This is a genomic window from Streptomyces endophyticus (genome assembly GCF_035798155.1).
In the GTDB taxonomy this organism is placed as follows: domain Bacteria; phylum Actinomycetota; class Actinomycetes; order Streptomycetales; family Streptomycetaceae; genus Streptomyces; species Streptomyces endophyticus.
Genome location: NZ_JAOZYC010000057.1, coordinates 61,428 through 84,249 on the forward strand (window position 1 = coordinate 61,428; position 22,822 = coordinate 84,249).

The 22,822-nt window shown below is 70.7% G+C and carries 22 protein-coding genes and 1 pseudogene; 14 read left to right on the forward strand and 9 right to left on the reverse strand.

Annotated elements, in window-relative coordinates:
- Nucleotides 1-4 precede the first annotated feature (4 nt).
- The gene (locus OKJ99_RS08210; protein WP_326015167.1) at nt 5-691 is read right to left on the reverse strand and encodes a TetR/AcrR family transcriptional regulator; all 687 of its coding nucleotides are present in this window, start codon (nt 689-691) and stop codon (nt 5-7) included.
- 170 nt (nt 692-861) lie between these two features.
- On the opposite strand from OKJ99_RS08210, the gene OKJ99_RS08215 reads away from it, so the two are divergent.
- Genes OKJ99_RS08215 through atzF form a run of 4 tightly spaced genes read left to right on the forward strand, consistent with a single transcriptional unit; the run spans nt 862 to nt 7,665 of the window.
- Nucleotides 862-1,716, forward strand: a complete 855-nt coding sequence (locus OKJ99_RS08215) for an urea amidolyase associated protein UAAP1 (protein ID WP_326015168.1) — start codon at nt 862-864, stop codon at nt 1,714-1,716.
- The gene (locus tag OKJ99_RS08220) at nt 1,713-2,366 is read left to right on the forward strand and encodes an urea amidolyase associated protein UAAP2 (RefSeq protein WP_326015170.1); all 654 of its coding nucleotides are present in this window, start codon (nt 1,713-1,715) and stop codon (nt 2,364-2,366) included. Before OKJ99_RS08215 ends, OKJ99_RS08220 begins: the two co-directional genes overlap by 4 nt.
- Nucleotides 2,363-5,953 carry an urea carboxylase gene (uca, locus tag OKJ99_RS08225; protein ID WP_326015171.1) on the forward strand — a complete coding sequence of 1,197 codons (3,591 nt, stop codon included), beginning with the start codon at nt 2,363-2,365 and terminating at the stop codon, nt 5,951-5,953. The genes OKJ99_RS08220 and uca overlap by 4 nt, the downstream gene beginning before the upstream one ends.
- A complete protein-coding gene (atzF, locus tag OKJ99_RS08230) occupies nt 5,950-7,665 on the forward strand; it encodes an allophanate hydrolase (RefSeq protein WP_326015172.1) in 1,716 nt (571 codons plus the stop codon). The genes uca and atzF overlap by 4 nt, the downstream gene beginning before the upstream one ends.
- A 19-nt stretch (nt 7,666-7,684) precedes the next feature.
- On the opposite strand, the gene OKJ99_RS08235 is transcribed toward atzF, so the two are convergent.
- Complete coding sequence (locus tag OKJ99_RS08235) at nt 7,685-8,629, reverse strand: AraC family transcriptional regulator (RefSeq protein WP_326015173.1); 945 nt, start codon at nt 8,627-8,629, stop codon at nt 7,685-7,687.
- Nucleotides 8,630-8,751: 122 nt separating this feature from the next.
- On the opposite strand from OKJ99_RS08235, the gene OKJ99_RS08240 reads away from it, so the two are divergent.
- Nucleotides 8,752-9,741, forward strand: coding sequence for a zinc-dependent alcohol dehydrogenase family protein (locus OKJ99_RS08240; RefSeq protein ID WP_326015268.1), 990 nt, complete (start codon nt 8,752-8,754; stop codon nt 9,739-9,741).
- Nucleotides 9,742-9,757: 16 nt separating this feature from the next.
- On the opposite strand, the gene OKJ99_RS08245 is transcribed toward OKJ99_RS08240, so the two are convergent.
- Complete coding sequence (locus tag OKJ99_RS08245) at nt 9,758-10,405, reverse strand: TetR/AcrR family transcriptional regulator (protein WP_326015174.1); 648 nt, start codon at nt 10,403-10,405, stop codon at nt 9,758-9,760.
- Nucleotides 10,406-10,555: 150 nt separating this feature from the next.
- Between OKJ99_RS08245 and OKJ99_RS08250 the strand changes: the two genes are divergently transcribed.
- Nucleotides 10,556-11,314 carry an SDR family NAD(P)-dependent oxidoreductase gene (locus OKJ99_RS08250; RefSeq protein ID WP_326015175.1) on the forward strand — a complete coding sequence of 253 codons (759 nt, stop codon included), beginning with the start codon at nt 10,556-10,558 and terminating at the stop codon, nt 11,312-11,314.
- A 70-nt stretch (nt 11,315-11,384) separates the two neighbouring features.
- Here OKJ99_RS08250 and OKJ99_RS08255 read toward each other — a convergent pair whose 3' ends face one another.
- From OKJ99_RS08255 to OKJ99_RS08265, 3 genes are all read right to left on the reverse strand, one after another.
- Nucleotides 11,385-11,906, reverse strand: a complete 522-nt coding sequence (locus OKJ99_RS08255) for an SRPBCC domain-containing protein (protein ID WP_326015176.1) — start codon at nt 11,904-11,906, stop codon at nt 11,385-11,387.
- A 69-nt stretch (nt 11,907-11,975) separates the two neighbouring features.
- Nucleotides 11,976-12,470, reverse strand: coding sequence for an SRPBCC domain-containing protein (locus OKJ99_RS08260; RefSeq protein WP_326015177.1), 495 nt, complete (start codon nt 12,468-12,470; stop codon nt 11,976-11,978).
- 42 nt (nt 12,471-12,512) lie between these two features.
- Complete coding sequence (locus OKJ99_RS08265; RefSeq protein WP_326015178.1) at nt 12,513-13,478, reverse strand: NAD-dependent epimerase/dehydratase family protein; 966 nt, start codon at nt 13,476-13,478, stop codon at nt 12,513-12,515.
- A 137-nt stretch (nt 13,479-13,615) separates the two neighbouring features.
- On the opposite strand from OKJ99_RS08265, the gene OKJ99_RS08270 reads away from it, so the two are divergent.
- Complete coding sequence (locus tag OKJ99_RS08270) at nt 13,616-14,557, forward strand: LysR family transcriptional regulator (protein ID WP_326015179.1); 942 nt, start codon at nt 13,616-13,618, stop codon at nt 14,555-14,557.
- 93 nt (nt 14,558-14,650) lie between these two features.
- Here OKJ99_RS08270 and OKJ99_RS08275 read toward each other — a convergent pair.
- Nucleotides 14,651-15,660 (reverse strand): annotated as a pseudogene (locus OKJ99_RS08275) (NADP-dependent oxidoreductase).
- 111 nt (nt 15,661-15,771) lie between these two features.
- Between OKJ99_RS08275 and OKJ99_RS08280 the strand changes: the two are divergent.
- Nucleotides 15,772-16,365, forward strand: coding sequence for a TetR/AcrR family transcriptional regulator (locus OKJ99_RS08280; RefSeq protein WP_326015180.1), 594 nt, complete (start codon nt 15,772-15,774; stop codon nt 16,363-16,365).
- Between the two features lie 50 nt (nt 16,366-16,415).
- Here the strand turns inward: OKJ99_RS08280 and OKJ99_RS08285 are convergent, their stop codons facing one another.
- Nucleotides 16,416-16,805 (reverse strand): amidase family protein, encoded by a 390-nt coding sequence (locus OKJ99_RS08285; RefSeq protein WP_326015181.1) that lies wholly within the window; start codon nt 16,803-16,805, stop codon nt 16,416-16,418.
- Between OKJ99_RS08285 and OKJ99_RS08290 the strand changes: the two genes are divergently transcribed.
- The 6 genes from OKJ99_RS08290 (at nt 16,798) to OKJ99_RS08315 (ending at nt 21,492) form a co-directional block, all read left to right on the forward strand.
- Nucleotides 16,798-17,016 (forward strand): GNAT family N-acetyltransferase, encoded by a 219-nt coding sequence (locus tag OKJ99_RS08290; RefSeq protein ID WP_326015182.1) that lies wholly within the window; start codon nt 16,798-16,800, stop codon nt 17,014-17,016. The two genes, OKJ99_RS08285 and OKJ99_RS08290, sit on opposite strands and share 8 nt — an antisense overlap.
- A 184-nt stretch (nt 17,017-17,200) precedes the next feature.
- Nucleotides 17,201-17,782, forward strand: coding sequence for an NADPH-dependent F420 reductase (locus OKJ99_RS08295; RefSeq protein WP_326015183.1), 582 nt, complete (start codon nt 17,201-17,203; stop codon nt 17,780-17,782).
- A 109-nt stretch (nt 17,783-17,891) separates the two neighbouring features.
- Nucleotides 17,892-18,080 carry a hypothetical protein gene (locus tag OKJ99_RS08300; RefSeq protein WP_326015185.1) on the forward strand — a complete coding sequence of 63 codons (189 nt, stop codon included), beginning with the start codon at nt 17,892-17,894 and terminating at the stop codon, nt 18,078-18,080.
- 252 nt (nt 18,081-18,332) lie between these two features.
- On the forward strand, nt 18,333-19,202 hold the full coding sequence (locus OKJ99_RS08305; protein WP_326015186.1) for a 4'-phosphopantetheinyl transferase family protein: 870 nt from the start codon (nt 18,333-18,335) through the stop codon (nt 19,200-19,202).
- Nucleotides 19,203-19,231: 29 nt separating this feature from the next.
- Nucleotides 19,232-20,140 (forward strand): alpha/beta hydrolase family protein, encoded by a 909-nt coding sequence (locus OKJ99_RS08310; protein WP_326015269.1) that lies wholly within the window; start codon nt 19,232-19,234, stop codon nt 20,138-20,140.
- Nucleotides 20,140-21,492, forward strand: a complete 1,353-nt coding sequence (locus tag OKJ99_RS08315) for an MFS transporter (RefSeq protein WP_326015187.1) — start codon at nt 20,140-20,142, stop codon at nt 21,490-21,492. Before OKJ99_RS08310 ends, OKJ99_RS08315 begins: the two co-directional genes overlap by 1 nt.
- Here the strand turns inward: OKJ99_RS08315 and OKJ99_RS08320 are convergent.
- Nucleotides 21,385-22,812, reverse strand: coding sequence for a response regulator transcription factor (locus OKJ99_RS08320; RefSeq protein WP_326015188.1), 1,428 nt, complete (start codon nt 22,810-22,812; stop codon nt 21,385-21,387). The genes OKJ99_RS08315 and OKJ99_RS08320 overlap by 108 nt on opposite strands.
- Nucleotides 22,813-22,822 lie beyond the last annotated feature (10 nt).

Below are 22,822 nucleotides of genomic sequence, written 5' to 3' on the forward strand. Positions count from 1 at the left end.
ACGGTCAGACACCGGCCGCGAGGAGGCTCCGCCCCTCGCGGCCGAAGCGTGCCAGGGAGCGCTGCGGCACACCCGCCACCCGTAGCGCCGCGTCGGCCGTTGCCGCCGCCAGGGTCCTCGCGTCACGGTCGGGGGCGGCCCGCCTGATGAGGATCACGCTCTCGGTGAGGCCGAAGATCAGGTCCGTACGCATCGTCAGGCCCGCGGTGTCGAGCGGTGTGCCCGGCTCGGTGGCGGCCAGCAACTGCCCGTAGACACCCTTGAGTTCGGCCCGGACGTGGTGGAAGGCGGCGAAGCGCTCCGTCTGCACCTCGGGCAGCAGATACAGCGCCCCGAGGTTGTGCGGGCCGCCGCACAGCAACTCCACGTCGGACAGGCACAGGGCCCACAACCGTGCCTCCGCGGACGCCTGCGTACGGGACATCAGCTCGCGCGCCACCTCAAGGGAAGGGCGGACGGTCCCTTCAAGGAGCGCCGCGAGGATCGCCTCCTTGCCGTCGAAGTAGTGGTACAGGGAGGCCTGACGCAGACCGGCCCGCTCCGCGACCGCTCGGGTGGAGGTCGCGGTGTAGCCGTGGACGGTGAACAACTCCGCGGCCGAGCCCAGGACTTCGTCGCGCGGTTCCAGGTCGCCGGCGTGACGCCCCTGGGCGCGCGGGCGGCCGACTCTTCTGCTGGTGCGGGCGGTCACCCTTCGATCCTCGCACAGGCACCGACCCCCACTTCCGGCAGAGCTCCGGGTGAGTTTCAGGTAACTGAGCGGAAATGCGGGGGCAATGGCCTCGACCCGGCCGCCGCCTAATTTCTGTCACTCGACAGAAATCCACTCGACAGACATCAGCCCGAGCCGGAAGGTGAGCGATGACGACAGAGCCAGTGGCGGAGCCGGCCACAGCGACGGCGTACGGCGCCCGCGACCACGCCCGCGCCCAGGCGGGCACCGAGGTCGACACCATGCCCGTGCTGCCCGCGAGCAGTTGGCCGACGCCACCCGAGGGCGTGGCCGCCGGGGACATCGTGTGGGCCGAGACCGTGGCGGGCGGCAACTACACCCACAAAGTCCTCGCCCGCGGCACCGAGTTGAGGCTGACCGACCTCACCGGCGACGCCTGCGCGCACGTACTGCTGTACAACGCGGACCGGCCCTGGGAGCGGCTCAACACGGCCGACACCGCCAAGGTGCTCTGGAACGCCTACCTCGGCGCGGGGCACCTGCTCCTGTCCGACCAGGGCCGGGTGCTCGCCTCCCTCGTCGAGGACACCTCCGGGCGGCACGACGCCCTCACCGGCACCTCCGCCCTCGCGCGCAACACCGCGCGCTACGGGGACGGCGCCGCGGGGTCCGCCTCCCCGGCAGGGCGGGAACTGTTCAAGCTCGCCGCACTCAAGAACGGCCTGGGCCCCCGGGACATCCCGCCGTCCGTCTCCTTCTTCCAGGGCGTGCGGATCGCCGAGGACGGCAGCACCGGGTTCACCGGCTCGGCCGGCCCCGGCACGTCGGTCACGCTGCGCGCCGAGCAGCCGCTGACCGTGCTGATCGCCAACGTCCCGCACCCGCTGGACCCGCGCCCCGCCTACACCTGCACGGCCCTTCAGGTCCTCGCGCACCGGGCCCGCCCGACCGCCCCCGGCGACGCGCTGTGGGACGCCACCCCCGAGGGCCGCCGCGCCTTCCTCAACACCGCCGAGTACCTGACCGCAAGGGGGATCGCATGACCACCACCCTCAGCCGATACGCCGCGGGCCGCGTCGTCCGCGACGAGACCGTCCCCGCGCGCGCCGGCTTCTCCGCCCACCTGCGGGCCGGCCAGTTGCTGACCATCACGGACCTGCACGGCAACCAGGCCGCGGACTTCCTCGTCTACGACGCCCACGACACCGGTGTGCGCTACAGCGCCCCCGACACCATCCAGGCCCAGGGCAACATCTTCCTGACCACCGGCTCGGTGCTGCTCTCCGGCGAACACACCCCGCTGATGACCGTGGTCGAGGACACGTGCGGGCGGCACGACACCGTCGGCGGCGCCTGCTCGAAGGAGTCCAACACCCTGCGCTACGGACACCACACCTTCTCGCAGCACGCCTGCGTGGAGAACTTCCTCGCCGAGGGGAGCAGGCACGGCCTCGGCAAACGCGACCTGGTCTCCAACATCAACTGGTACATGAACGTGCCGGTCGAGCAGGACGGCACCCTGGGCATCGTCGACGGCATTTCGGCCCCGGGCCTGCGGGTCGTCCTGCGCGCCGAGACCGACGTCCTGGTGCTGCTGTCCAACTGCCCGCAGATCAACAACCCCTGCAACGGCTTCGACCCGACCGCCCTTCAGGTGACCATCACCGATCCGGACGGGGGCCCGGCCGCATGACGTTCGACACCCTGCTGGTCGCCAACCGCGGCGAGATCGCGGCGCGCATCATCCGCACCGCCCGCCGCCTCGGCCTGCGCACCGTCGCCGTGTACTCCGATCCGGACCGCGGCGCCGCGCACGTACGGCTGGCCGACGACGCCGTCCGGCTCGGCCCCGCGCCCGCCAAGGAGTCCTACCTCGACGCCGACCTGATCCTGAAGGCCGCCGCCGACACCGGCGCCGGAGCGATCCACCCCGGCTACGGCTTCCTGTCCGAGGACGCCGACTTCGCGCGCCGCTGCGCCGACGCGGGCGTCGTCTTCGTCGGACCCACCCCCGAGCAACTGGACCTCTTCGGCGCCAAGCACACCGCCCGCGCCGCCGCGCAGGCGGCAGGAGTTCCGCTCGCCCCCGGCACCGGACTGCTGCCGGACGCGGACGCGGCGCTCACGGCGGCCGAGGAGATCGGCTACCCGGTGATGCTCAAGGCGACCGGCGGCGGGGGCGGCATCGGCATGCAAGCCTGCCACGGGCCCGACCAACTCGCGGACGCCTGGGATCGGGTGCAGCGCGTGGCCGCCGCCTCCTTCTCCTCGACCGGCGTCTTCCTGGAGCGCCTGGTGAAGCGGGCCCGCCACGTCGAGGTGCAGGTCTTCGGCGACGGTGCGGGCAAGGTCGTCACCTTCGGCGACCGTGACTGCTCACTTCAGCGCCGCAACCAGAAGGTCCTGGAGGAGGCCCCGGCCCCCGGCCTGCCGTCGGATGTTCGACGGCAACTGGCGGATTCAGCGCGGGAGTTGTGCGCCTCAGTGGGCTACCGCTCCGCCGGCACCGTCGAGTTCGTGTACGACGCCGCGCGCGAGGAGGCGTACTTCCTGGAGGTCAACACCCGTCTCCAGGTCGAGCACCCGGTCACCGAGGAGATCTACGGCGTCGACCTCGTGGAGTGGATGCTGCGCCTGGCGCAGGGCGAGACCTCCGTCGTCCGTGAACCTCGGGCCCCCCAAGGCCACGCCGTCGAGGCGCGCCTGTACGCCGAGGACCCCTCGCGCGAGCACCGCCCCAGCGCCGGCCTGCTGACCCGCGTCGCGTTCCCCGAGGGCGTCCGCGTGGACACCTGGGTGGAGACCGGCACCGAGGTCACCACCTCCTACGACCCCATGCTGGCGAAAGTCGTCGCGTACGGCGCCGACCGCGCCGCGGCGCTCGACCGGCTGGACGCGGCCCTCCGGGCGACCCGTATCGACGGCATCGAGACCAATCTCGGCCTGGTGCGCGCCGCCCTCCGGGACACCGACGTGCGCGCCGCCGTCCATTCCACCGCCTCACTCGCCGAGATCACCGACCCGACGCCGCGCGTCGAGGTCGTCCGGCCCGGCACCCTGACCACCGTGCAGGACTGGCCAGGACGTACCGGCCACTGGCAGGTCGGCGTCCCCCCGTCCGGGCCCATGGACGACCTGAGCTTCCGGCTCGGCAACACCGCTCTCGGCAACGACGAGGGCGACCCGGGCCTGGAGTGCACCCTCGAAGGGCCCCAACTGAAGTTCACCCACCCGACGACGGTCTGCGTCACCGGCGCTCCCGCACACGTCACGCTCGACGGCACCACCGTGCCGCAGTGGGAACCGGTCACCGTCGGCGCGGGCCAGACCCTCACCGTGGCGGCCCCCGACGCCCAGGGCTTGCGTACCTACGTGCTGTTCGCGGGCGGTCTGGACGTACCGGAGTTCCTGGGCAGCGCCGCCACCTTCACGCTCGGCCGGTTCGGCGGGCACGGCGGTCGCGCGCTGCGCGCGGGCGACGTCCTGCACGGCGGCGAGGAACGTCACGAGACCTCCGTCGTCCCGGCCGGCCGGCGCCCCGACTTCGTGAGCGAGTGGCACATCGGCGCGGTCGAAGGCCCGCACGCGGCCCCCGAGTTCTTCACCGAGGAAGACATCCGCGACTTCTACGCCGCGGACTGGAAGGTGCACTTCAACTCGGCGCGCACCGGCGTGCGCCTGGTCGGCCCCAAGCCGCGCTGGGCGCGCACGGACGGCGGCGAGGCGGGCCTGCACCCGTCCAACATCCACGACACGCCGTACTCGGTCGGCGCCGTCGACTACACCGGTGACATGCCCGTGCTGCTCGGCCCCGACGGTCCCTCCCTCGGCGGCTTCGTGTGCCCGGCGACGGTGCCCACCGGGCAGCGCTGGAAGCTCGGCCAGCTCCGGCCCGGTGACACGGCCCGCTTCGTCCCGGTCACCCCGGACGGCGCCGCCGCACTGCGGGCCGAACCGGCCGCGGCCCCGCGCGCCGACCGCGAGGCCGTCGTCGACGGCGGTGTCCTCGCCCGCCTGGAGGAGACCGCGGGCCGGCCCGCGGTCACGTACCGGCGCAGCGGCGACGACAACCTCCTCGTGGAGTACGGGCCGATGCAGCTTGACCTCGGCCTGCGGATGCGCGTCCACGCCCTGGCCCAGGCGCTGGCCGCGCAGGACCTGGCCGGCATCACCGACCTGACCCCGGGCATCCGCTCGCTACAGATCCAGACGGATCCCGACGCGCTGCCGCAGGACAAGCTCCTGGAGTTCGTGCTGCGCCTGGAGGCCCAACTCCCGGCCACCGACGAGCTGGTGGTGCCCAGCCGGACCGTGCACCTGCCGCTGTCCTGGGACGACCCGGCGACCCGTGAGGCCATCGCCCGCTACATGGCGGGCGTGCGCGACGACGCCCCGTGGTGCCCCTGGAACATCGAGTTCATCCGCCGCGCCAACGGCCTGGACACCGTCGAGGACGTGTACCGCACCGTCTTCGACGCCGAGTACCTGGTGCTCGGCCTCGGCGACGTGTACCTGGGCGCGCCGGTCGCCACCCCGCTGGACCCCAGGCACCGGCTGGTCACCACCAAGTACAACCCGGCCCGCACCTGGACCGCGGAGAACTCGGTCGGCATCGGCGGCGCGTACCTGTGCGTCTACGGCATGGAGGGCCCCGGCGGCTACCAGTTCGTCGGTCGGACGACACAGGTGTGGTCCCCGTGGCAGCAGCGCGGCGCGTTCGAGCCGGGCAAGCCATGGCTGCTGCGCTTCTTCGACCGGATCACGTGGTACCCGGTCGAGGCGGACGAACTCCTTGAGCTGCGCGCGGACATCGGCGCCGGCCGGTTCGTGCCGAAGACGGAGGAGGGCACCTTCTCGCTCGCCGAGTACCGCCGCTTCCTCGACGACAACGCCGAGTCGATCGCCGCGTTCCGGGACCGGCAGAGCGCGGCGTTCGGCGCCGAGCGGAACGCCTGGGAGGCGGCGGGGGAGTTCGCCCGCGCCGAGGCGGCCGCCGAGGTCGCCCCGCCGGTCGCCGACATCGAGATCCCCGAGGGCGGGTGCCTGGTCGAGGCCGAGTTCACCGCCTGCGTCTGGCAGGTCAACGTAGCGGCGGGAGACCGGGTGACGGCAGGACAGCAACTGCTCGCGCTGGAGGCGATGAAGATGGAGTCCCCGGTCCTCGCCCCCGCCGAAGGCATCGTCGCGGAGGTCCTGGCCGCGCCGGGCAGCCAGATCGAGGCGGGCACCGCGCTCGTCGTCCTCGCCCCTGTCGAGACCACGGAGGTGGCCGCGCCATGAACCATACGACGGACCGTACGGCGAACGCGGTGGAGCGGGTGCGGGCCGCGTACGCACGCATCGCTCAGGTGGACCGCCCCGAGGTGTGGATCGGCCTGCGCCCACAGGCCGAGACCGAGGCCGACGCCGCCGCGGTCGACGCGAGGGCGGCAGCAGGAGAGCAACTGCCGCTGGCCGGTGCGGTGTTCGCGGTCAAGGGCAACATCGACGTGGCCGGACTGCCGACGACCGCCGGCTGCCCCTCCTACGCGTACCGGCCACAGGACGACGCCCCGGTGGTGGCCCGTCTGAAGGCGGCCGGCGCCGTCGTCCTCGGCACCACGAACCTCGACCAGTTCGCCACCGGCCTTGTCGGCACCCGCAGCCCCTACGGGGCGGTCCGCGGCGCCGTCGACCCGGCGTACGTCTCCGGCGGATCCTCGTCCGGCTCGGCGGTCGCGGTCGCCCTCGGCGTCGCCGACTTCGCGCTCGGCACGGACACCGCGGGCTCCGGCCGCGTCCCGGCCGCCTTCAACGGCATCGTCGGCCTCAAACCCACCATCGGCCTTGTCCCCACCGAAGGCATCGTCCCGGCCTGCGCCTCGCTCGACTGCGTGACCGTCTTCGCCCGTACGCTCCCGGAGGCCGAGCGGGCGCTCTCGTTCATGGCGGCACCACCGGGGCGCGAACTTCCGGCCCAGGCCCAGCGGCAGCCGGGCCCGTGGCGGATCGCCGTCCCCGAGCGCGCCCAGCTCGGCGAGCTGGACGCGGGCTGGGCCGAGGCGTTCGAGGCGGCCGCACGACGGCTCGCCGACGCGGGCGCCGAACTGCTGCCCGTCGACCTCGCACCGTTCACCGAGGCAGCGGCGATGCTGTACGAGGGCGCGTTCGTCGCCGAGCGCTACGCGGCCGTCGGAGCCTTCGTCGACGCGCACGCCGGCTCGGCGGACCTCGACCCGACCGTCGCCGGGATCATCTCCCGGGCCCGGCACGCCCCCGCCCACCAGCTCTACGCGGACCGGCAGAAGCTGGCATCGCTGCGCGCCCGCGCCCTCGACTCCCTCGGTGACGCCGACGCGCTGCTCCTGCCGACGACGCCGGGACACCCGACCCTCGCGGAGGTCGCGGCCGACCAGCTGGGCGCCAACGCGAGGCTCGGCCGGTTCACCAACTCCACGAACCTGTTCGACCTGGCGGCGGTCGCCGTACCCGCGGCCGAGGTGAACGGGCGGCCCTTCGGCGTCATGCTGATCGGCCCCGCGTTCACGGACGAACGGCTCGCCCGCATCGCCCACCCGCTCACCTCCCCGCCGCAGCAACTCGCGGTGGTCGGCGCGCACTTGTCCGGACAGCCGCTCAACGGACAGCTGCTCGCCCTCGGCGGCCGGCTCGTCCGCACGACCACGACCGCACCCACGTACCGCCTGTACGCGCTGGACACGACACCCCCGAAGCCGGGCCTGGTGCGTTCCGGTGAGGGTGGCGCTCCGATCGAGACCGAGGTGTGGCAGCTGCCGGCCGAGGGACTCGGTGCGCTCCTCGGGCAGCTGCCCCGCCCCATGGTGCTCGGCAGTGTGGAACTCGCGGACGGGAGCGCGGTGCCCGGCTTCCTCTGCGCACCCGAAGCACTCAACGGGGCCCGGGAGATCACCTCATCCGGTGGCTGGCGCGCCGCACTCCCTCTCCTCGAACGGAAGGAGACGGCCGGCGCGGGGGCCTTGCTGCGGGACTGAGGGCATTCCACGCCCCGGCTCAGTCGGGCATCGCGGCCCGCGGCAGGATCTTCGGTTCCGTCCGTGTTCGCCAGGTCCCGGGGGAGACGCCTTCTCTCTTGGCGAAGGCGCGGCTCAGCGAGGTTCCGGTGTCGTAGCCGACTTGGACGGCGATCTCCTGAATGCTCAGAGGTGTGTCGCGGAGCAGGAGTTTCACTCGGTGCATGCGCCATGCCGTGAGGTGGCCCAGGGGAGTGTCTCCCGTCTTCTCCTTGAACAGGGCGGCGAACGCCGAACGAGACATTCCTGCCCTGTCGGCAAGTTCCTTGACGGTCCACGGGTGGGACAGGTTCGCGTGCAACTCCCGGATGGCGGACGCCAGATGGGGATCGCGCAGCGCGGCGATCCAGCTGACGGTGCCGCTCCTGACATCCGCGCAACAGGTGCGCAGTGCCTGGACGAAGAGAACGTCGGACAGACGGCTCATGATGAAGCCACTACCGAGGCCGGCCGTCGAGTTCTCTCGGGCAATGAGGTCGAAGGTGGTGCGCAGCAGCTGACTGGAGGTGTCGTCCAGGTTCAGCCTGAACAGGGGCGGCAGAAGCGCGAAGAGGGGCTCGGCCGCCACCGCGTCGAAGGCGAATCGCGTGGACACGATTCGGGTCAGCTCGCCCTCGCCGCCGGCTCTCGCCGAGTGGTCCGACCCCTGGAAGGTGAGGCCGTCGCAATCGATGACCTCGCGGCCCGGAGCGTCCTGGAGCGTGAATCCCACACCGGCGCGAACCAGGATGCAGTCGTTCTTCTCCAGCAGCTGTGGTTGGTCCAGTGGGTCCGCTACCAGTTGGCACGAGCCGCCGGCGATCAGCACCAGCCGGGCGAGGTGTCGCGGGGGAAACGAGATGCCCCACGGGGCATGGGCGTCCACGCGCACATACCGGGCGTCCTCGATCTTCATCGTGGCGAGGAGGTCGTCGACCGGGTCCATCCGACCTCCTGGACGATCTGCACTAAATGGCAGACCCCAAGATACAACGCGTCCAGCTCTGGCTTCTTAACCTGCTTGAGGATCACTTGAGGATCACTGAACGAAGGCTGGAAAGGCCGGAGATGCGCTCTTTTCATATACAAGCGGGTGTAGGCCTGACGGCTTCGACCGAGCACCCGACGCCGCGTCCGTCGGCGGGCCAGGTGCTCGTACGCGTGATGGCCACTTCCGTGAACGCGCGCGATCGCCTCATCGTCGCAGGCACGTACGCCGTCCCCGTGCCACCAGGACGCATCCCGCTCTCCGACGGTGCGGGCGTCGTGGAGGCCGTCGGAGAGGGGGTCACGCGGTTCCGGGTCGGTGACAGGGTCGTGGGTACCTTCCATCCGGACTGGGTGCACGGCCCGTTCCCGGGGTGGGGCGAGTTGCGGGGCACGCAGCGTGACGGATGGCTGGCGCAGTACCTGGCCATTGACGAACAGAGCCTGGTCGCGATGCCGGACCAGCTGTCCTTCGAGGAGGCGGCTACGTTGCCGTGCGCCGCTCTCACCGCGTGGTCGGCGGTGCGCGGGGTGGGCCCGGGCGACACGCTGCTGGTCCAGGGCTCGGGGAACGTGTCACTCTTCGCGCTGCAATTCGGCCGCTTGCAGGGCGCACGCGTGCTGGCCACGACGTCCAGCGCCGAGAAGGCCCGCCGCCTCAGCGCCCTCGGCGCGTCCGATGTCGTCGACTACACAAGTACACGGGAGTGGGGCGCCCGGGTGCACGCGCTGACGGACGGTGGCGCCGACCGCATCGTCGAAATCGGCGGCGGCGCCGAAACCGTTGCCCAGTCCGTGGAGGCCCTTGCCTACGGAGGGCAGATCGCCCTCGTCGGCAACCTCGCGTCGGGCGGCGGCATGGAACTGACGCGCTTCTTTCAGCGCGCGGCGACGCTCAGATCCGTCAGTGTCGGCAGTCGAAGCGACTTCGAGCTGATGAACAGGGACATCGCCCGATACCGCCTGCAACCGGTCATCGAACGCGTCTTCCCGTTCGAAGAGGCTCCGGAGGCGTTCGCCTACGTGGAGAAGGGGGACCACATCGGAAAGGTCGTCATCAGCCACGGCTGAAGCGGTGGCGGAGCCCTCAGGAGCGCTGCGGGTCGCCGGCGGTGCGGCTGTAGCGGGCGAGCATCGTCGTGACCGCCTCCTCGACGGCGTGCCCGACGTCGGCAGGTGCGGGGCTCCAGTCGGCGAGCAGCATGCGCGGCCACAGGACGTAGTTGGCGATCATTCCGAGGAACTGGTTGGTGGCGCTCTCCGCGTCCGGTACCACCGCGGTGCCCGCGGCGTGCTCGGCCTCCAGGTAGTGCTGGACGGAGATGAAGTAGGGCAGCTTGCCCAGCTCGAACTGAGCCCGTCCCAGTTCCGGGAAGCGCGGCAGTTCGGCGATGACGATGCGGAAAAGGGCCGCCATCGCGGGCCGGCCGATCAGGTCGGCGTACTGGCGGCCGATCGCGCTCAGGCCGGCGCGCAGGTCACCGGGGTGCGTCGCGGGCGCCGCCGGGTCCGGCCCGCCCTTCCAGTACTCGGTGACGATGGCTTCGAAGAGCGCCGCCTTGGTGGGGAACTGCTTGAACAGCGTGGACTTCGAGACGGCCGCTTCCTGCGCGATCTTCGCCAGCGAGGTCCCGTCATAGCCCCGTTCCAGGAACAGTTTCGTGGCCGCTGCGGTGATCGCCTCTCGCTTGCGCTGAGCGAGTTGTTGATGGTGCGCGGAGAGTCCTGCGGTCATGGGCTCAGTATGACCCATCACGAGGCGAGTCACTTGACTCGCCACTGTGCGGATGCTTACGTGGGGAGGGAGGCGAGTCGAACGACTCGCCTCCCTGTCGGCGGGGGCACTCCCGCCGGTGTCGTTCCGTTCCCGCATGGAGAAGCACTCATGGAGTCACGAAAGATTGCATTGGTGACCGGCGGCAATCGCGGTCTTGGCCGGGCCACGGCCCAGTCGCTGGCCCGGCACGGGCTGTGCGTTATCGTCACCCACCGCGGCGACGCGCAGGAGGCCGAGGAGACGGTCAAGAGCATTCAGGACACCGGCGCCACGGCCGCCGCACTGCGTCTCGACATCAGCGACGTGGCCTCCTTTCCCGCCTTCGTCTCCCACCTGGCCGCGCAGCTGGAGCGCTGGGGCGCGACCCGGCTGGACGTCCTGGTCAACAATGCCGGGATCGGGCTGTTCGGACCGCTGGAAGCGGTCACGTTCGACGACTACGACGCGGTGATGGGCACCAACGTGCGCGGCACGTTCTTCCTCATCCAGGCGCTTGCGCCCGTGCTGGCCGACGGGGGGCGGATCATCAACGTCTCGTCCTCCCTCAGTCGCCACACCAGTGCCGGCACCTCGGTGTACGCGGCCTCCAAAGCGGCGGTCGAGGTCCTCAGCCGGACCTTGGCCCTGGAGCTGGGGGCGCGCAAGATCCGCGTCAACGCCATCGCGCCGGGACCGACCGCCACCGACTTCAACGGCGGCGCCATGCGGGACGACGCGCAGATGCGCGAGGGCTTGGGCGCGCAGACCGCGCTCGGCCGCGTCGGCGAACCGCAGGAGATCGCCGACGCCATCGCCGCGCTCGCCTCCGAGGACCTGCGATGGGTCACCGCCCAGCGACTCGAAGTGTCCGGCGGCGCCCTGTTGTAGCGACCCCGCCCACACCCACCACTGCGCCGGCCGGTGCGCGCGCCGAGCGTCAGCATGGCCTGAGATGCGCTCAAGGCGCCGGCTTTGCCGCTTCCGCTTCCGTCTCCGCTTCCGCCTCTGCGGCACGGGCGAGGCGCTCGACCCAGTCCTGGTGATAGCGGTAGAGCGCACCAGGATGCTTACGCCCGAGTTCCTCGACGAAGAAGGAGCCCTGCTGTGTTTCCTCGGTCAATACGTGGCAGCCATTGTCCGTGGGCGTGATGACCCAGCCGTGGTAAGCGCTCGAATCCGTTTCGTCGCCGTCGACTGTCGTCGCCCACGAGAGCCTGGTGAATGGCTCGTACTCCGTCACATCGAGCGTCATGGGGAATCCCACCGTCACTCGGCTGAAGTGGGTCCCGAGAGCCAGTTCCGACCCGCCGGTCAAGATCTTGACGCGATCTTCGGGAGGGAAGTAGTTCGACCAGTTCTCGGCGTCGACGAGCAGCTTCCACACCACTTCAGGCGGCGCCTTCACGTCAATATCATTGAGCGCGTAGAGAGCAGAGATCTTCGGGTCGTACCGTTCCGGCCAATTCACTTTGTCGTACATCGGCGATGTTCCTTTCAGGGTGTTCTGGTGAGAGCGCAGAGCGCAGAGCGCATCAATGGGCCTCGCGAGTCAACCGGCTTGGCTCTCGCGCTCGGTGGCCACCTTGGCGAGCGCCGCGAGAAGATCCTCGTGCGTCCGCCAGAAGACTTCAGGATCCTGCTTCGCCAATTCGATCCAGAGCGGTCCCCGCATCGTCTCCTCGGTCCAGAGGTGACTGCCGTTCGGCGTGGGTGTGATGATCCAGGCGTGGTAAGCAGTGGATGCCTCAGATGCCGTGGGGTAACCGCCCCACGCGATACGCGTCTCAGGCTGGAACTCCTGCACGGACGCGAAGACGTCCTGGCCGGCCAGGTTGGTTTCGAATCGAGTTCCGAGTCGCAGCGACTCATGGCCGTCAAGTAGCTGGACATGCCCGACGCCTGGATAGAAGGTGGGCCAGGTTCGAGGGTCCACGAGCAGGGACCAGATTGTTTCCGGAGAGGCTTCGACCTCCAGCTCGTTGGTGAAATGGATGGGGGAGCGACTGGGGGCCATGGCCTCCGGCCAATTTATTGCCTCAAACATGGAAATCTCCAGGTGTTGGACCGCTTCCTCGCGGTCGTGTGTTCACGAAGTCGAAGATGCGGTCGGACTGCTCATGGGAATCCGGCCGACGGCCGCCGAGTTCCTGACGGCGTCCAGACCGGCGGCGTGCTCGACAACGGGCTTGTATCCGAGCTCGGCCACGGCCTTGTCCGTCCGCAGGGTGCACTGCTGCCCGAGGAACCATCGAGCGGGAACGGGGACCTGGTCGGCCGCGGTCGCCGCGTCCATGTCGGGGATCGGGGTGTCGACGCCATAGATCTCGAACTGGGTCTCCAGGAACTCCCGGAGGGTGACGCGGTGTTGGTCAGTGATGAAGTAGGCCTGACCCGGCCGGCCGCGCTGCCATCCGAGCACGAGTCCCTTGACGGCGTTCTCGACGAATGTGACGTCGGTGGTGTGCCGACCCCCGTCGATCCAGGCGAACTGTCCCGCCTTCGCCGCCGCGGCCAGTCCCTCGACGAGAAAGCTGTCGGGACCCCAGACGAACCGCGGGCGAATCGACACCGTGGCGAAGCCCGGGGCGTTGGCGTCGAGCACGATCTTCTCGGCCACGGCCTTCACGGCGCTGTAGGCGGCTTCCGAGTCGGGCCGCAGCGGCGCGGTCTCGTCGACGTCCACGAGCGGGGCACCGGCGAGAAGCGCGGCTTCGCTCCCGCAGTGGACGAAACGCGGAACCTGCGCGTAGCGGGCGGCATCGACGGCTGCCTGGGTGCCGCGAACCGTCACCAGCTCCTGGCGCTCACGATCGGCGGTGACATCCGTCTCGGCGGCGAGGTGGAACACCACATCACTGCCTGTCAGTTCGTTCCGCCACGTGAGCGGGTCGGTCAACTCGCCCCGTACGGGCTCCGCGCCCAGCGCCGAGACCTTCGCGGCCGATGCCTCGCTTCGAACCAGAACACCCACCGAGTGCCCGGCGCCGAGGAGCCGACGTACCAGCACCTGGCCGATGAACCCGGAACCGCCGGTAACGAATGCCTTAGCCATGAATCTCTCCTTCGCTCTGTGTGCGAGCCCCTTCGCCGGTCCTGGGCGAGAAGGTCTCGTGGGCTAGAGCAACCAGGGATCCTGACGGCTTCCCTCAATGACAGTCATGCTTCGAGGGTCTGCGATAAAATTTATGGATGGCTTCTCTGCGGGCACTGGAGTGCCTTGTCGCCGTCGCGGACACCGGGTCGATCACGCAGGCCGCGCAGCTGCTGCACTCGTCGCAACCCGCTGTCTCTCATCAGCTTGCTTCGCTGGAACGCGAGACCCGGACAGTCCTGCTGCGCCGCGAGCCGCGTGGGGTCAAGCTCACGTCTGCGGGGCGCGCCGCCGTCGCGGATGCCAGACGAGCGATCGAAGCGGCCGCTTCCGCGGTGCGTTCGGCGCGTGCGGCGGGTCAAGCGGCGGGCGGTGTCCTGCGGTTGGTCTGTGCGCAGAGCCTGACGGTTCCGCTGCTCGCGGCTGTCATCCGTCAGTGGCATCGCCGCTATCCGGAGGTCGCGATCACGCTGCGCGAGTCCACGGCGATGGACGAGGCACTCGGCCTCGTCGACTCCGACGAAGTCGATGTGGCGGTGTTGACCGCTCCCTCGGCCGGCCGGTTCACGGTCACCGCCCTCGCGGAGGAGGAGATCGTGTTGGCGGCCCCGGCCGACCATCCGCTGGCCCGGCAGTCGCACGTACGCCTTGAGGATCTTGAAGGCGCGCCGCTCGTTCACTTCGCACCGGACAACGGCCTCGGTGCCTGGCTCGACCAGTCCTTCGCGCGTGCGGGCGTCCACCCGGAGACGGTGATGAGGACATCGGTGACCGCGACGGCGCCGCAACTCGCGGCTGCCGGACTGGGAATCGCCGTGTGTCCCGTGAGCGCGGTCAGCCACGGCTTTCCGGGAGCGGTGCGATCGTTCTCTCCGCGCTGGGTCAGGCAACTGGTGGCGGTGACATCCACGGAACCGGACCCGCTCGTCGCACGTTTCATCGGCGACCTGCGCAGCCACGGCATGAGCGTGCCTCGCGATGTACGGACCCAGCTCGCACGGAACGACCCTCCGGACGACACACCACGCCCGCCCTCCTGAACCCGGCGCGGACGGGACCAACTGCGGCTGAGCGGCGGTGACTACGGTCTGAGCCGGAGCAGTCTCTTGTGATCCGCCGACCGCGCCCCCGTCCTAGGCGACCGTGAGCACGATCTTGCCGCGGATGTGCCCCCGCGCGGCGCGTTCGTGTGCGGCTCGGGCATCGGCGAGTGTGAACGTGCTGTCGATTGCGGTGCGGACCGTGCCCGCGTCGAGCAGGCGGCCCAGTTCGGCGAGCTGCGTGCCGTTCGAGCGGACCTGGGCGACCGAGACCGTGACGTCGAGCTTCGCGGTTTCTTCTGCGTCGAAGTCCCCGGGAAATACGGGGAATTGGGCGCCACCGCGCTTGAGTGTGCGCAGGAAGCGATTGCTGTGGGGGCCGCCGACGGTGTCCAGAACGAGGTCGACGTCGTGTGCAAGTTCCTCGGGACGGCTCTTGGTGTAGTCGATGAACCGGTCGGCGCCGAGACCCTTCAGGAACGATTCATGGGCGCCGGATGCCACCGCGATGACCTGCGCGCCCTGCCATTCGCGAGCTGCAGCGCGAAGTGCCCGACGCCGCCCGCCGCGCCGTTGATGAGCACGGTCGTGTTGGCGTCGAGTGGCACCGGGCGGTGCTTCGTCGGCTGGAAGGGCGAAGGGCGATCGTGGCCGACCTCGATCAGGTACTGCCACGCGGTGAGGCCGACCATGGGTGCACCGGCGGCGTGCACGTGGTCGATGCCGGCCGGTTTGCGTGCGAGGTCCGACGCGGGGGCGGCGACGTATTCGGCGTATGCGCTGCCGTTGAAGCTGGGAAAGCGCAGGAGGCCGAAGACTTCGTCGCCCACGGCGAGGCCGTGCACGTCCGCGGCGACGGCTTTGACGACGCCCGACACGTCCGTCCCCGGAATCACCGGCAGGCTGACCGTCGAGTCCGGCTCTCCGGGCATCGTGGTCAGCCCGCCGCGCAGGTACCAGTCCGGAGGATTGACGCCGATGGCGTGCACGCGGACGAGCACCTCACCCGGCCCGGGATCAGGGATCTGAACCTCGTCGTAACGCAGAACTTCGGGGCCGCCGTGCTCATGGAGCCGGACCGCCCGCATCGTGTGTGTCGACATCTTCTTCCCCTGCCCGGGTTGCGGGATACGCTTATTCGGATCAGTGACCCACATAAATGAACCACTGATCCGAATATATGGACCACTGATCCGGATAGTCAAGAGGGGCACATGCGGGCCGACGCCAGGAAGAACCGTGACCAGTTGCTCGCCGTAGCGGGCGCCGCCATCGCCGAGCAAGGCGTCGACGTGTCACTGCGCGACATCGCACGCAGGGCGGACGTCGGCCTCGCCACGCTGCTGCGGCACTTCCCGACCCGCGAGGCGCTGCTCGATGCCCTGCTGCGCACGAGCTTCGACGAGTTGACGGCAAAGGCGGACGAGCTGGAGAGGGTGAGCGAACCTAAAGCCGCGCTCGTCTCGTGGCTGCGCGACTGTGTCGCGTGGACGACCGAGTACCGGGGCGTGACCGTGCTGATGGCAGCGGCCATCGAGGACAGCGAATCCGCGCTCCACGCCTCGTGTGTCACCCTGCGCGCGGCCGGCGCGCGGCTCCTCACACGCGCCCAGGCCGCCGGCGCGGCCCGGACCGACCTTGACGGCACCGATCTGTTCGCGCTGGTGGCTGCGCTCGCCTGGCTCGGCGACCAGCCCTCGCTCGCGCCCCGCGCCGACCACCTCTTCGAAGTGGTCGCGAGCGCAATCCTGACCAATACGGAGAGCGGCAGTGCTGAAGCAGAACGCCGCCCTGCGAGTCATCGCTGAATTGGTCGCGCGCGCGGAGCGGCGAACGCGGCCGCGCCCCTTCGTGCTTGTCAGATCGTGGGGTGCCGGCCGCGGACCGGGCTGAGCGACTCCAACAGCGAGGCGATGTGCAGGATCGTCGACTCGGAGTGCCAGTTCGCTGCCAGCTGCACACCGATCGGCATGCCGTCGCTGCTGGTGCCGAACCGCATGGACAGCGCCGGGAGTCCGGTCAGGTTGAACGGAATGGTCGCTGTCTGGATGTGGGCGGCCTTCACCGTCCGGCCGTTGATGGTGAACCGGGAGAGCCCGTGCTCGTGGGCAGGGATGGGCAGGGCGGGGAGCAGGAGGACGTCGTACTGCTGGAAGTACTCGGCGAATGCGTCACGGAGGCGTTCGACGCCCTGTTCGGCCTGGATGTAGTCGTCGATGGACGTGTCGGGGCTTGCGAGTATGTACACGCGGGGGCGAGGCATCGGCCGCCGGCTCATCGCCGCGGCGATCGACCGAGTCCGGGAGCTCGGTGGGACACGGCTGTTCCTCGGCACAAACACCAAGCTGGCCCCCGCCATCCACCTGTACGAGGAGGCGGGGTTCGTCAGGATCACCCGCGACCGTCTTCCTGTGGCCGACTATTACGCCCGGGCCGACGTCCTCATGGAACTGATGTGAACTCCAGCCGGTGCGCCGCGGGCGCACCGGCACCGTAGTGACCGCGGGCTCTCGACCGTTCTGGCATGCGGTTGATCGCGGACGCGCAGGCACGCCGTGTTTGGGGATCCCTCCGACGTCTCGGCTGCCGCCTGCGCGTTGTTGGTCAACCCGTACGTCACCGACAAGACCTTCCACGTCGACGGTGGAGCGCGCGCTGGTCCTGCACGGCGCCAACACCGTCGAGGTCATCGGCCGTGACGCTGCCAAAGCCGCGAACGTGGCCGACGCGCTCGGCCGCGGCGCCACAGCGGGAACGGTCGGCGCGGTCCCGGCCGGAGACATCGTGATCCTCGCCGTGCCCTACGACAGCGCCGTGCCGCTCGTCAGCCTGTACGGGGACGCACTGGCCGGCAAGGTCATCGTCGACATCACGAACCCCTTCAACCCCAGTGCCACGGGAGTTGCCACCCCTGACGGCACCTCCGCCGCACAGGAGATCGCCAAGGCTGCCCCAGCGAGCGCTCACGTCGTCAAGGCGTTCAACACCGTCTTCGGCCACGTCCTGGCCCAGGGGCACCCGCTGGATGCGCTCATTGCCGGTGACGACGCGCAGGCCAAGGCGAGCACGTCAGCGTTCATCGAGAGCATCGGACTGCGCCCGATGGACACCGGCGACCTGACGATGGCGCAGTGGCTGGAGGGAGCGGGCGTGCTGATGATGGGGCTGGGGCGCCACGGCGTGGGGAACTACAACTTCTCCCTCGGCGTCACCAGCGCCGACTGAGCGTCTTCGCGCCCGCCGGCCTGCGCGCCCGCCGCCCATGAGGTCAGCGGGCCGGCGGTCTTGCGGCTGATGCGGACATGGCGGCATCGGATTCGGGAAGCCGATCCTCATGGCGGAGGAAGCATGGCGCGGAGCCCGGCAGGAACATCCGGCGAACACGTGCGAGTACGCCCGTGAACTGTGGCGGACAGCCCATGTGTTGATCGAGGAAAGCCATCGGCTGCTTGACGAGAACTATCAGCTCAGGCGTGAACGTGCCCGGATTTCCAAGGGCGATTGGGCCTGCGGCGACAGGTGATGCTCCGGACCGTGAGGCGGTCGGCTCCGAAGGGTGCCTGAATTGACGTTCCCCTGACACTGCTTGACGTGGCCCGAACCTTTCTGACCCGCGCCTGTATCTGCGCGTGAGGATTTCCACCGGGCGGTGTTGAAGGGCCGGCCCGCGGACCTGGAGGCTTGGGGTGGGTCCGGTACTGCGCCGGTTCCCGTCAGTCCGTGATGCCTTGAGTCCGTGGGGATCGCGTCCGGTGGCGGTCGGGGGAGGGGCACTGTGCGCGAACTGCTCGGCGGCCATCGGCAGGCACCTCCTGACCCACCTCCCGCGACGGCTCTCCTGTCCCTCGGCCTCCGTGAGACGCACATCTGGACTCTGCGCGTCCCCGGCCCCGGGCAGGAGCCGCCGAGCCACGTCCTGGCGGAACTCGACCGGCGCGAACGGCACCGCGCCTCCGGATTCCTGCGTCCCCGCGACCGGCTCCGCTACGTCGCCGCTCATGTCGTGCTGCGCCGCGTACTGGCGCTCTATCTGGGTCTGGAGCCGGGGGCCGTCCGGTTCGGCCGGGCCGACTGCCCGCGCTGCCGCGGGCCGCATGGGCGGCCGGAGGTGCGGGACGCCGAGGGCGCGCCCCACTTCTCGCTGTCGCACAGCGGGGATCTGGCGATGGTGGCCGTGGCGAGGGAGCCGGTCGGTGTCGATGTCCAGACCGTTCCGTCGCTGGAGACCATGGAGCTGTGCGGGCATCGACTGCACCCGCAGGAGTGGGCCGAGATGTCCGAACTCCCGGCGGGTGAAAGGGCGTTGGCCTTCGCCCGCGTGTGGGCCCGTAAGGAGGCGTACCTGAAAGGGCTCGGATTCGGCCTGGCCCGCAGGCTCGACGCCGACTATCTCGGCGGCCGTGGACGCCTGGCCGGAGCGGTGGGCGAATGGCTCGTGCGCGATCTGGGGGAAGCCGGGGAAGGCGCTGCTGCCCGGGACGCCGTCGCGGCCGTCGCTGTCCGCACGCGCCACGACCACCGGGTCACGCAACGAACGGTTCCCGTGCGAGCGGTCTACGGATCCGACGCCGAAGGGGCGGACTTGATGGCAGCGACGGCGCCGTTCCGGTCGGTGGACTTCGGCACTTCCGAGTGGTCGGCGTGAGGCGGGGGACGGGCGTGCGCGAAACCACCATGGCCGGGACGGCGTCCCGCGGCGTACGGGCCGTCACGCTCGACTCCGCGGACGGCCCGCTGTCCGCGCTCCTGGCCGAACCGTCCGGCGGGCCCCCGCGGGCCGCGGTCGTCGCCCTGCACGGCGGCGGCATGCGGGCCGGATACTTCGACAGCACGGCCCACCCCGATCTGTCCCTGCTCACCCTCGGGGCCCGCCTGGGCTACACCGTCCTCGCCCTCGACCGGCCCGGCTACGGGCGCTCCGCAGAGCGCTTCCCGGACGGCAGGAGCCTCGACGAGCAGGCGGTGTCGGTCCGTTCGGCGATCGCGGCCTTCGCCGCCGAGCGCGCCACCGGGGCGGGCGTGCTGCTGCTCGGGCACTCCTACGGCGGCAAACTCGCCCTGAGCGTCGTCGCCGCGCCCGCCCCGGATCCCGTGCTCGCCGTGGACGTGTCGGGGTGCGGGCGCCGTCCGGCCGCCGACCTGAACGACTCGGCGGGCGGTACTCGCGGGCTGCGCGGACGACACCTCAACTGGGGCCCCTCGCGGCTGTATCCGCCCGGCGCCGTCGGATCCAGCGCGCGCATCGTGACACCCATGCCGCCCCGGGAGGTGGAAGGCGTGGCGGACTGGGAGCGGCGCAGCGAGGAACTGCTGCCCCGGATCCGGGTGCCGGTGCGGCTGACCTTCGCCGAGTACGAGGCGTGGTGGCGGCACACCGACGAGGACCTGGCCGATCTCCGGGAGCGGCTGGCCGGCGCGCCCCGCGTCGTCCTGGACCGGCTGCCGGGAGCCGGTCACAACATCAGCCTCGGCCTGGCCGCCCGCACGTACCACCTGCGCGCCCTCGCCTTCCTGGAGGAATCGCTCCGCATGAGGGAACTCTCAGGACCGTCCGTCGGTGCCGCTCCGGGCTCCGCGTCGTGATGTCGACCGCTGCCCGGGCGGTGGCCTCCCTGCGGTCCTCCCGCAACTTCCGGCTCTTCGTCATCGGCCAGATCGTGTCGGTCGCGGGCACCTGGATGATGGTCGTCTCCCAGGACTGGCTCGTCCTCGGCATGACCGACGACTCCAGTACCGCCCTCGGTACGGTGACCGCGCTCCAGTTCGCGCCCGTGCTGCTGCTCACGTTGCACGGCGGCCGGCTCGCCGACCGGTTCGACAAACGCCGGCTGCTGATGGCCGCGAACCTGGCATCGGGCGCTCTGGCCCTGACCCTTGCCGTGCTGGTGCTCACGGGCTCGGCCCGATTGTGGAGCGTGTACGGGTTCGCCTTCGCCCTCGGTCTGGTGAACGCTGTGGAGATCCCGACCCGGATGTCCTTCGTGGGCGAACTGGTCGGCCCCGAACTCCTGCCGAACGCCTCGGCGTTGAGCGCCGCCTATTTCAACGTCGCCCGGATCGTGGGCCCCGCCGGAGCGGGACTGCTCATCAGCGTCGTCGGCACGGGCTGGGTGATGCTCCTGAACGGCCTCAGCTATCTGGCGACGGTGGTGGCGCTGCGGCTGATGGACCCGGCCCGGATACGGCGCACCGCGCGCGGGCCGGACAAGTCGGGGGTCCGCGACGGACTGCGGTACGTGACGCGCCGCCCCGGTCTCCTCGTACCGCTGGCGCTGGTCGCGGCGGTGGCGGTGTTCGGCATGAACTTCCAGCTCACGCTGCCGCTCCTGGCGAAGACCGTGTTCCACGCCGATGCCTCGTCCTTCGGCCTGGTCACCGCGGCCTTCGCCGCCGGCTCCCTGGCGGCGGCGTTCTCGGGGACACTGCGGCGCGGACGGCCCTCGCAGCGACTGGTGATCGGATCGGCGGCGGTGTTCGGAGCGGCGGAGGCGGCGACCGGCTGGGCACCCACCTATCCGGCCGCCATCGCCCTGCTGTTCCTCACCGGATTCGCCACCACCCACTTCGCCCAGGCCGCCAACCACCGCATCCAGTTGGGCAGTGACCCTCGCTACCGGGGACGCGTCCTTGGCCTCTACACACTCATCCTGCAAGGCTCGACGCCGGTGGGCGCCCTGCTGGTGGCACGGCTCAGCGAACAGGCGGGGGCGCGCTCCGGGTTCCTCGCCGGGGGACTGCTGTCCCTGGGAGCGGCAGGGGTGGCGGCGGTGTGCGCGGCGGTACGGGGCAGTGCGAAGGCCGAGTCCCTCGACCCCGCACGTGATTGCTCAGGCCTCGCCGAACCTGAACCCCACCCCCCGCACGGTGACGATGAGCCCCGGCAGACCGATCTTGGACCGGACCGCGCTGACATGCGTGTCGAGCGTGCGCCCTGAGCCGGGCCTTGAGCCGGGCCCGGAGCCGGGTCCTGAGCCGGGACAGCCCGCCCCCGCGCCCCAGATGTCGGCGATGAGCCGCGCCCGCGCGTGCACCGTCCGCGGCTCCGACGCCAGCCGGTGCAGCAGCTCGAACTCCTTGCGCGTCAACCGGACCGCCCGGTCGGCGAAGCGCACGCCCCCGGTCGTCGTGTCCAGCCGTAGCCGCCCCCGGCGCAGCGCGGAACCGCGCGGACGCGGGCGATCGGACCGGGCCCGGCGCAGCACGGCCTCGGCGCGGGCCAACAGCTCCCGCGGATCGTCCTGGTGGGCGACGCAGTCGTCGGCGCCCGCCCGCAGGAACAGGATCCGGTCGAGCGTCCGGCCGGGCGCGGTGATCGCGATGACGGGCATGTCACCCACGGCCCGTACCCTCCGGCACACCTCGACGCCGTCCATGTCCGGCAACTGGGCGTTCACCAGCAGCAGATCGAACGCCTCGTGCACGGCCAGCGCCTCGGCCCCGGTGCCACAGGCGCGGGCGTGACAGCCGTGCCGGCGCAACTGCGAGACCAGAGCCGTGCGCGTGTCGGCGTCGGACACGGCGACCAGTACGCCGCGCGGCGGTGACGTCCGGGGACGTGCGGCAGCCGCGGCGCCGGTGGGTTCGAGGGCGAGCTGGAACCCGACGCCTCGCGCGGAGCGGATCCACTCGCCGTGCCCCAACTTACGTCGCAGCGAACTGACATGGGTGTCGAGCGTGCGCGAGGCCCGCACTCCGACACCCTCGTCCAGCCTCCAGACCTCCCGCATGAGGTGCTGCCGGCCGACCACCGAACCGGCGTGCCGGGCCAGACCGTGCAGCAGGTCGAACTCCTTGCGGGTGAGCGCCACCGGAGCCCCGGACACACGTACCTCGCGGGCCCCGGTGTCGATGTGCAACGGGCCCAGTGTCATGGGGCCGACGGCAGGGAGCGGGCCCGCGCCGGGGCCGGACCTGCGGGCCAACGCCTCGATACGGGCGAGGAGTTCCTGGAACGTACAGGGCTTGTCGAGGCAGTCGTCGGCTCCCGCGCGCAGCGCCAGGACCCGCTCGATGCCGGTCGCCGCGTCGGTGAGGGCGATGACCGGGACCCGTGTGGTCTCCCGGATCCGGCGGCACACCTCCAGGCCGTCCAGGTCCGGGAGCCGCAGGTCGAGCAGGACCAGGTCCGCCTGCCGGCAGGCCGTGACGGCGGCGTGCCCGGTGCCGACGACGACGGTCCGGTGCCCGTTGCGCCGCAGATCGCCCACCGGCGACCAGCCCGCCGCCCGGGTGTCCTCGGCCACCAGGATGCGCACGTCGGTCTCC

What these genes read in the sequence shown, in the direction of transcription:
- OKJ99_RS08300 (WP_326015185.1), top strand. Translation starts at nt 17,892, where the DNA reads ATGGCGGAGGAAGCATGGCGCGGAGCCCGGCAGGAACATCCGGCGAAC.
- atzF (WP_326015172.1), top strand. Translation starts at nt 5,950, where the DNA reads ATGAACCATACGACGGACCGTACGGCGAACGCGGTGGAGCGGGTGCGG.
- uca (WP_326015171.1), top strand. Translation starts at nt 2,363, where the DNA reads ATGACGTTCGACACCCTGCTGGTCGCCAACCGCGGCGAGATCGCGGCG.
- OKJ99_RS08265 (WP_326015178.1), bottom strand. Translation starts at nt 13,478, where the DNA reads ATGGCTAAGGCATTCGTTACCGGCGGTTCCGGGTTCATCGGCCAGGTG.
- OKJ99_RS08245 (WP_326015174.1), bottom strand. Translation starts at nt 10,405, where the DNA reads ATGACCGCAGGACTCTCCGCGCACCATCAACAACTCGCTCAGCGCAAG.
- OKJ99_RS08310 (WP_326015269.1), top strand. Translation starts at nt 19,232, where the DNA reads ATGGCCGGGACGGCGTCCCGCGGCGTACGGGCCGTCACGCTCGACTCC.
- OKJ99_RS08290 (WP_326015182.1), top strand. Translation starts at nt 16,798, where the DNA reads ATGTACACGCGGGGGCGAGGCATCGGCCGCCGGCTCATCGCCGCGGCG.
- OKJ99_RS08215 (WP_326015168.1), top strand. Translation starts at nt 862, where the DNA reads ATGACGACAGAGCCAGTGGCGGAGCCGGCCACAGCGACGGCGTACGGC.
- OKJ99_RS08270 (WP_326015179.1), top strand. Translation starts at nt 13,616, where the DNA reads ATGGCTTCTCTGCGGGCACTGGAGTGCCTTGTCGCCGTCGCGGACACC.
- OKJ99_RS08315 (WP_326015187.1), top strand. Translation starts at nt 20,140, where the DNA reads ATGTCGACCGCTGCCCGGGCGGTGGCCTCCCTGCGGTCCTCCCGCAAC.
- OKJ99_RS08240 (WP_326015268.1), top strand. Translation starts at nt 8,752, where the DNA reads ATGCGCTCTTTTCATATACAAGCGGGTGTAGGCCTGACGGCTTCGACC.
- OKJ99_RS08260 (WP_326015177.1), bottom strand. Translation starts at nt 12,470, where the DNA reads ATGTTTGAGGCAATAAATTGGCCGGAGGCCATGGCCCCCAGTCGCTCC.
- OKJ99_RS08280 (WP_326015180.1), top strand. Translation starts at nt 15,772, where the DNA reads ATGCGGGCCGACGCCAGGAAGAACCGTGACCAGTTGCTCGCCGTAGCG.
- OKJ99_RS08220 (WP_326015170.1), top strand. Translation starts at nt 1,713, where the DNA reads ATGACCACCACCCTCAGCCGATACGCCGCGGGCCGCGTCGTCCGCGAC.
- OKJ99_RS08235 (WP_326015173.1), bottom strand. Translation starts at nt 8,629, where the DNA reads ATGGACCCGGTCGACGACCTCCTCGCCACGATGAAGATCGAGGACGCC.
- OKJ99_RS08250 (WP_326015175.1), top strand. Translation starts at nt 10,556, where the DNA reads ATGGAGTCACGAAAGATTGCATTGGTGACCGGCGGCAATCGCGGTCTT.
- OKJ99_RS08255 (WP_326015176.1), bottom strand. Translation starts at nt 11,906, where the DNA reads ATGTACGACAAAGTGAATTGGCCGGAACGGTACGACCCGAAGATCTCT.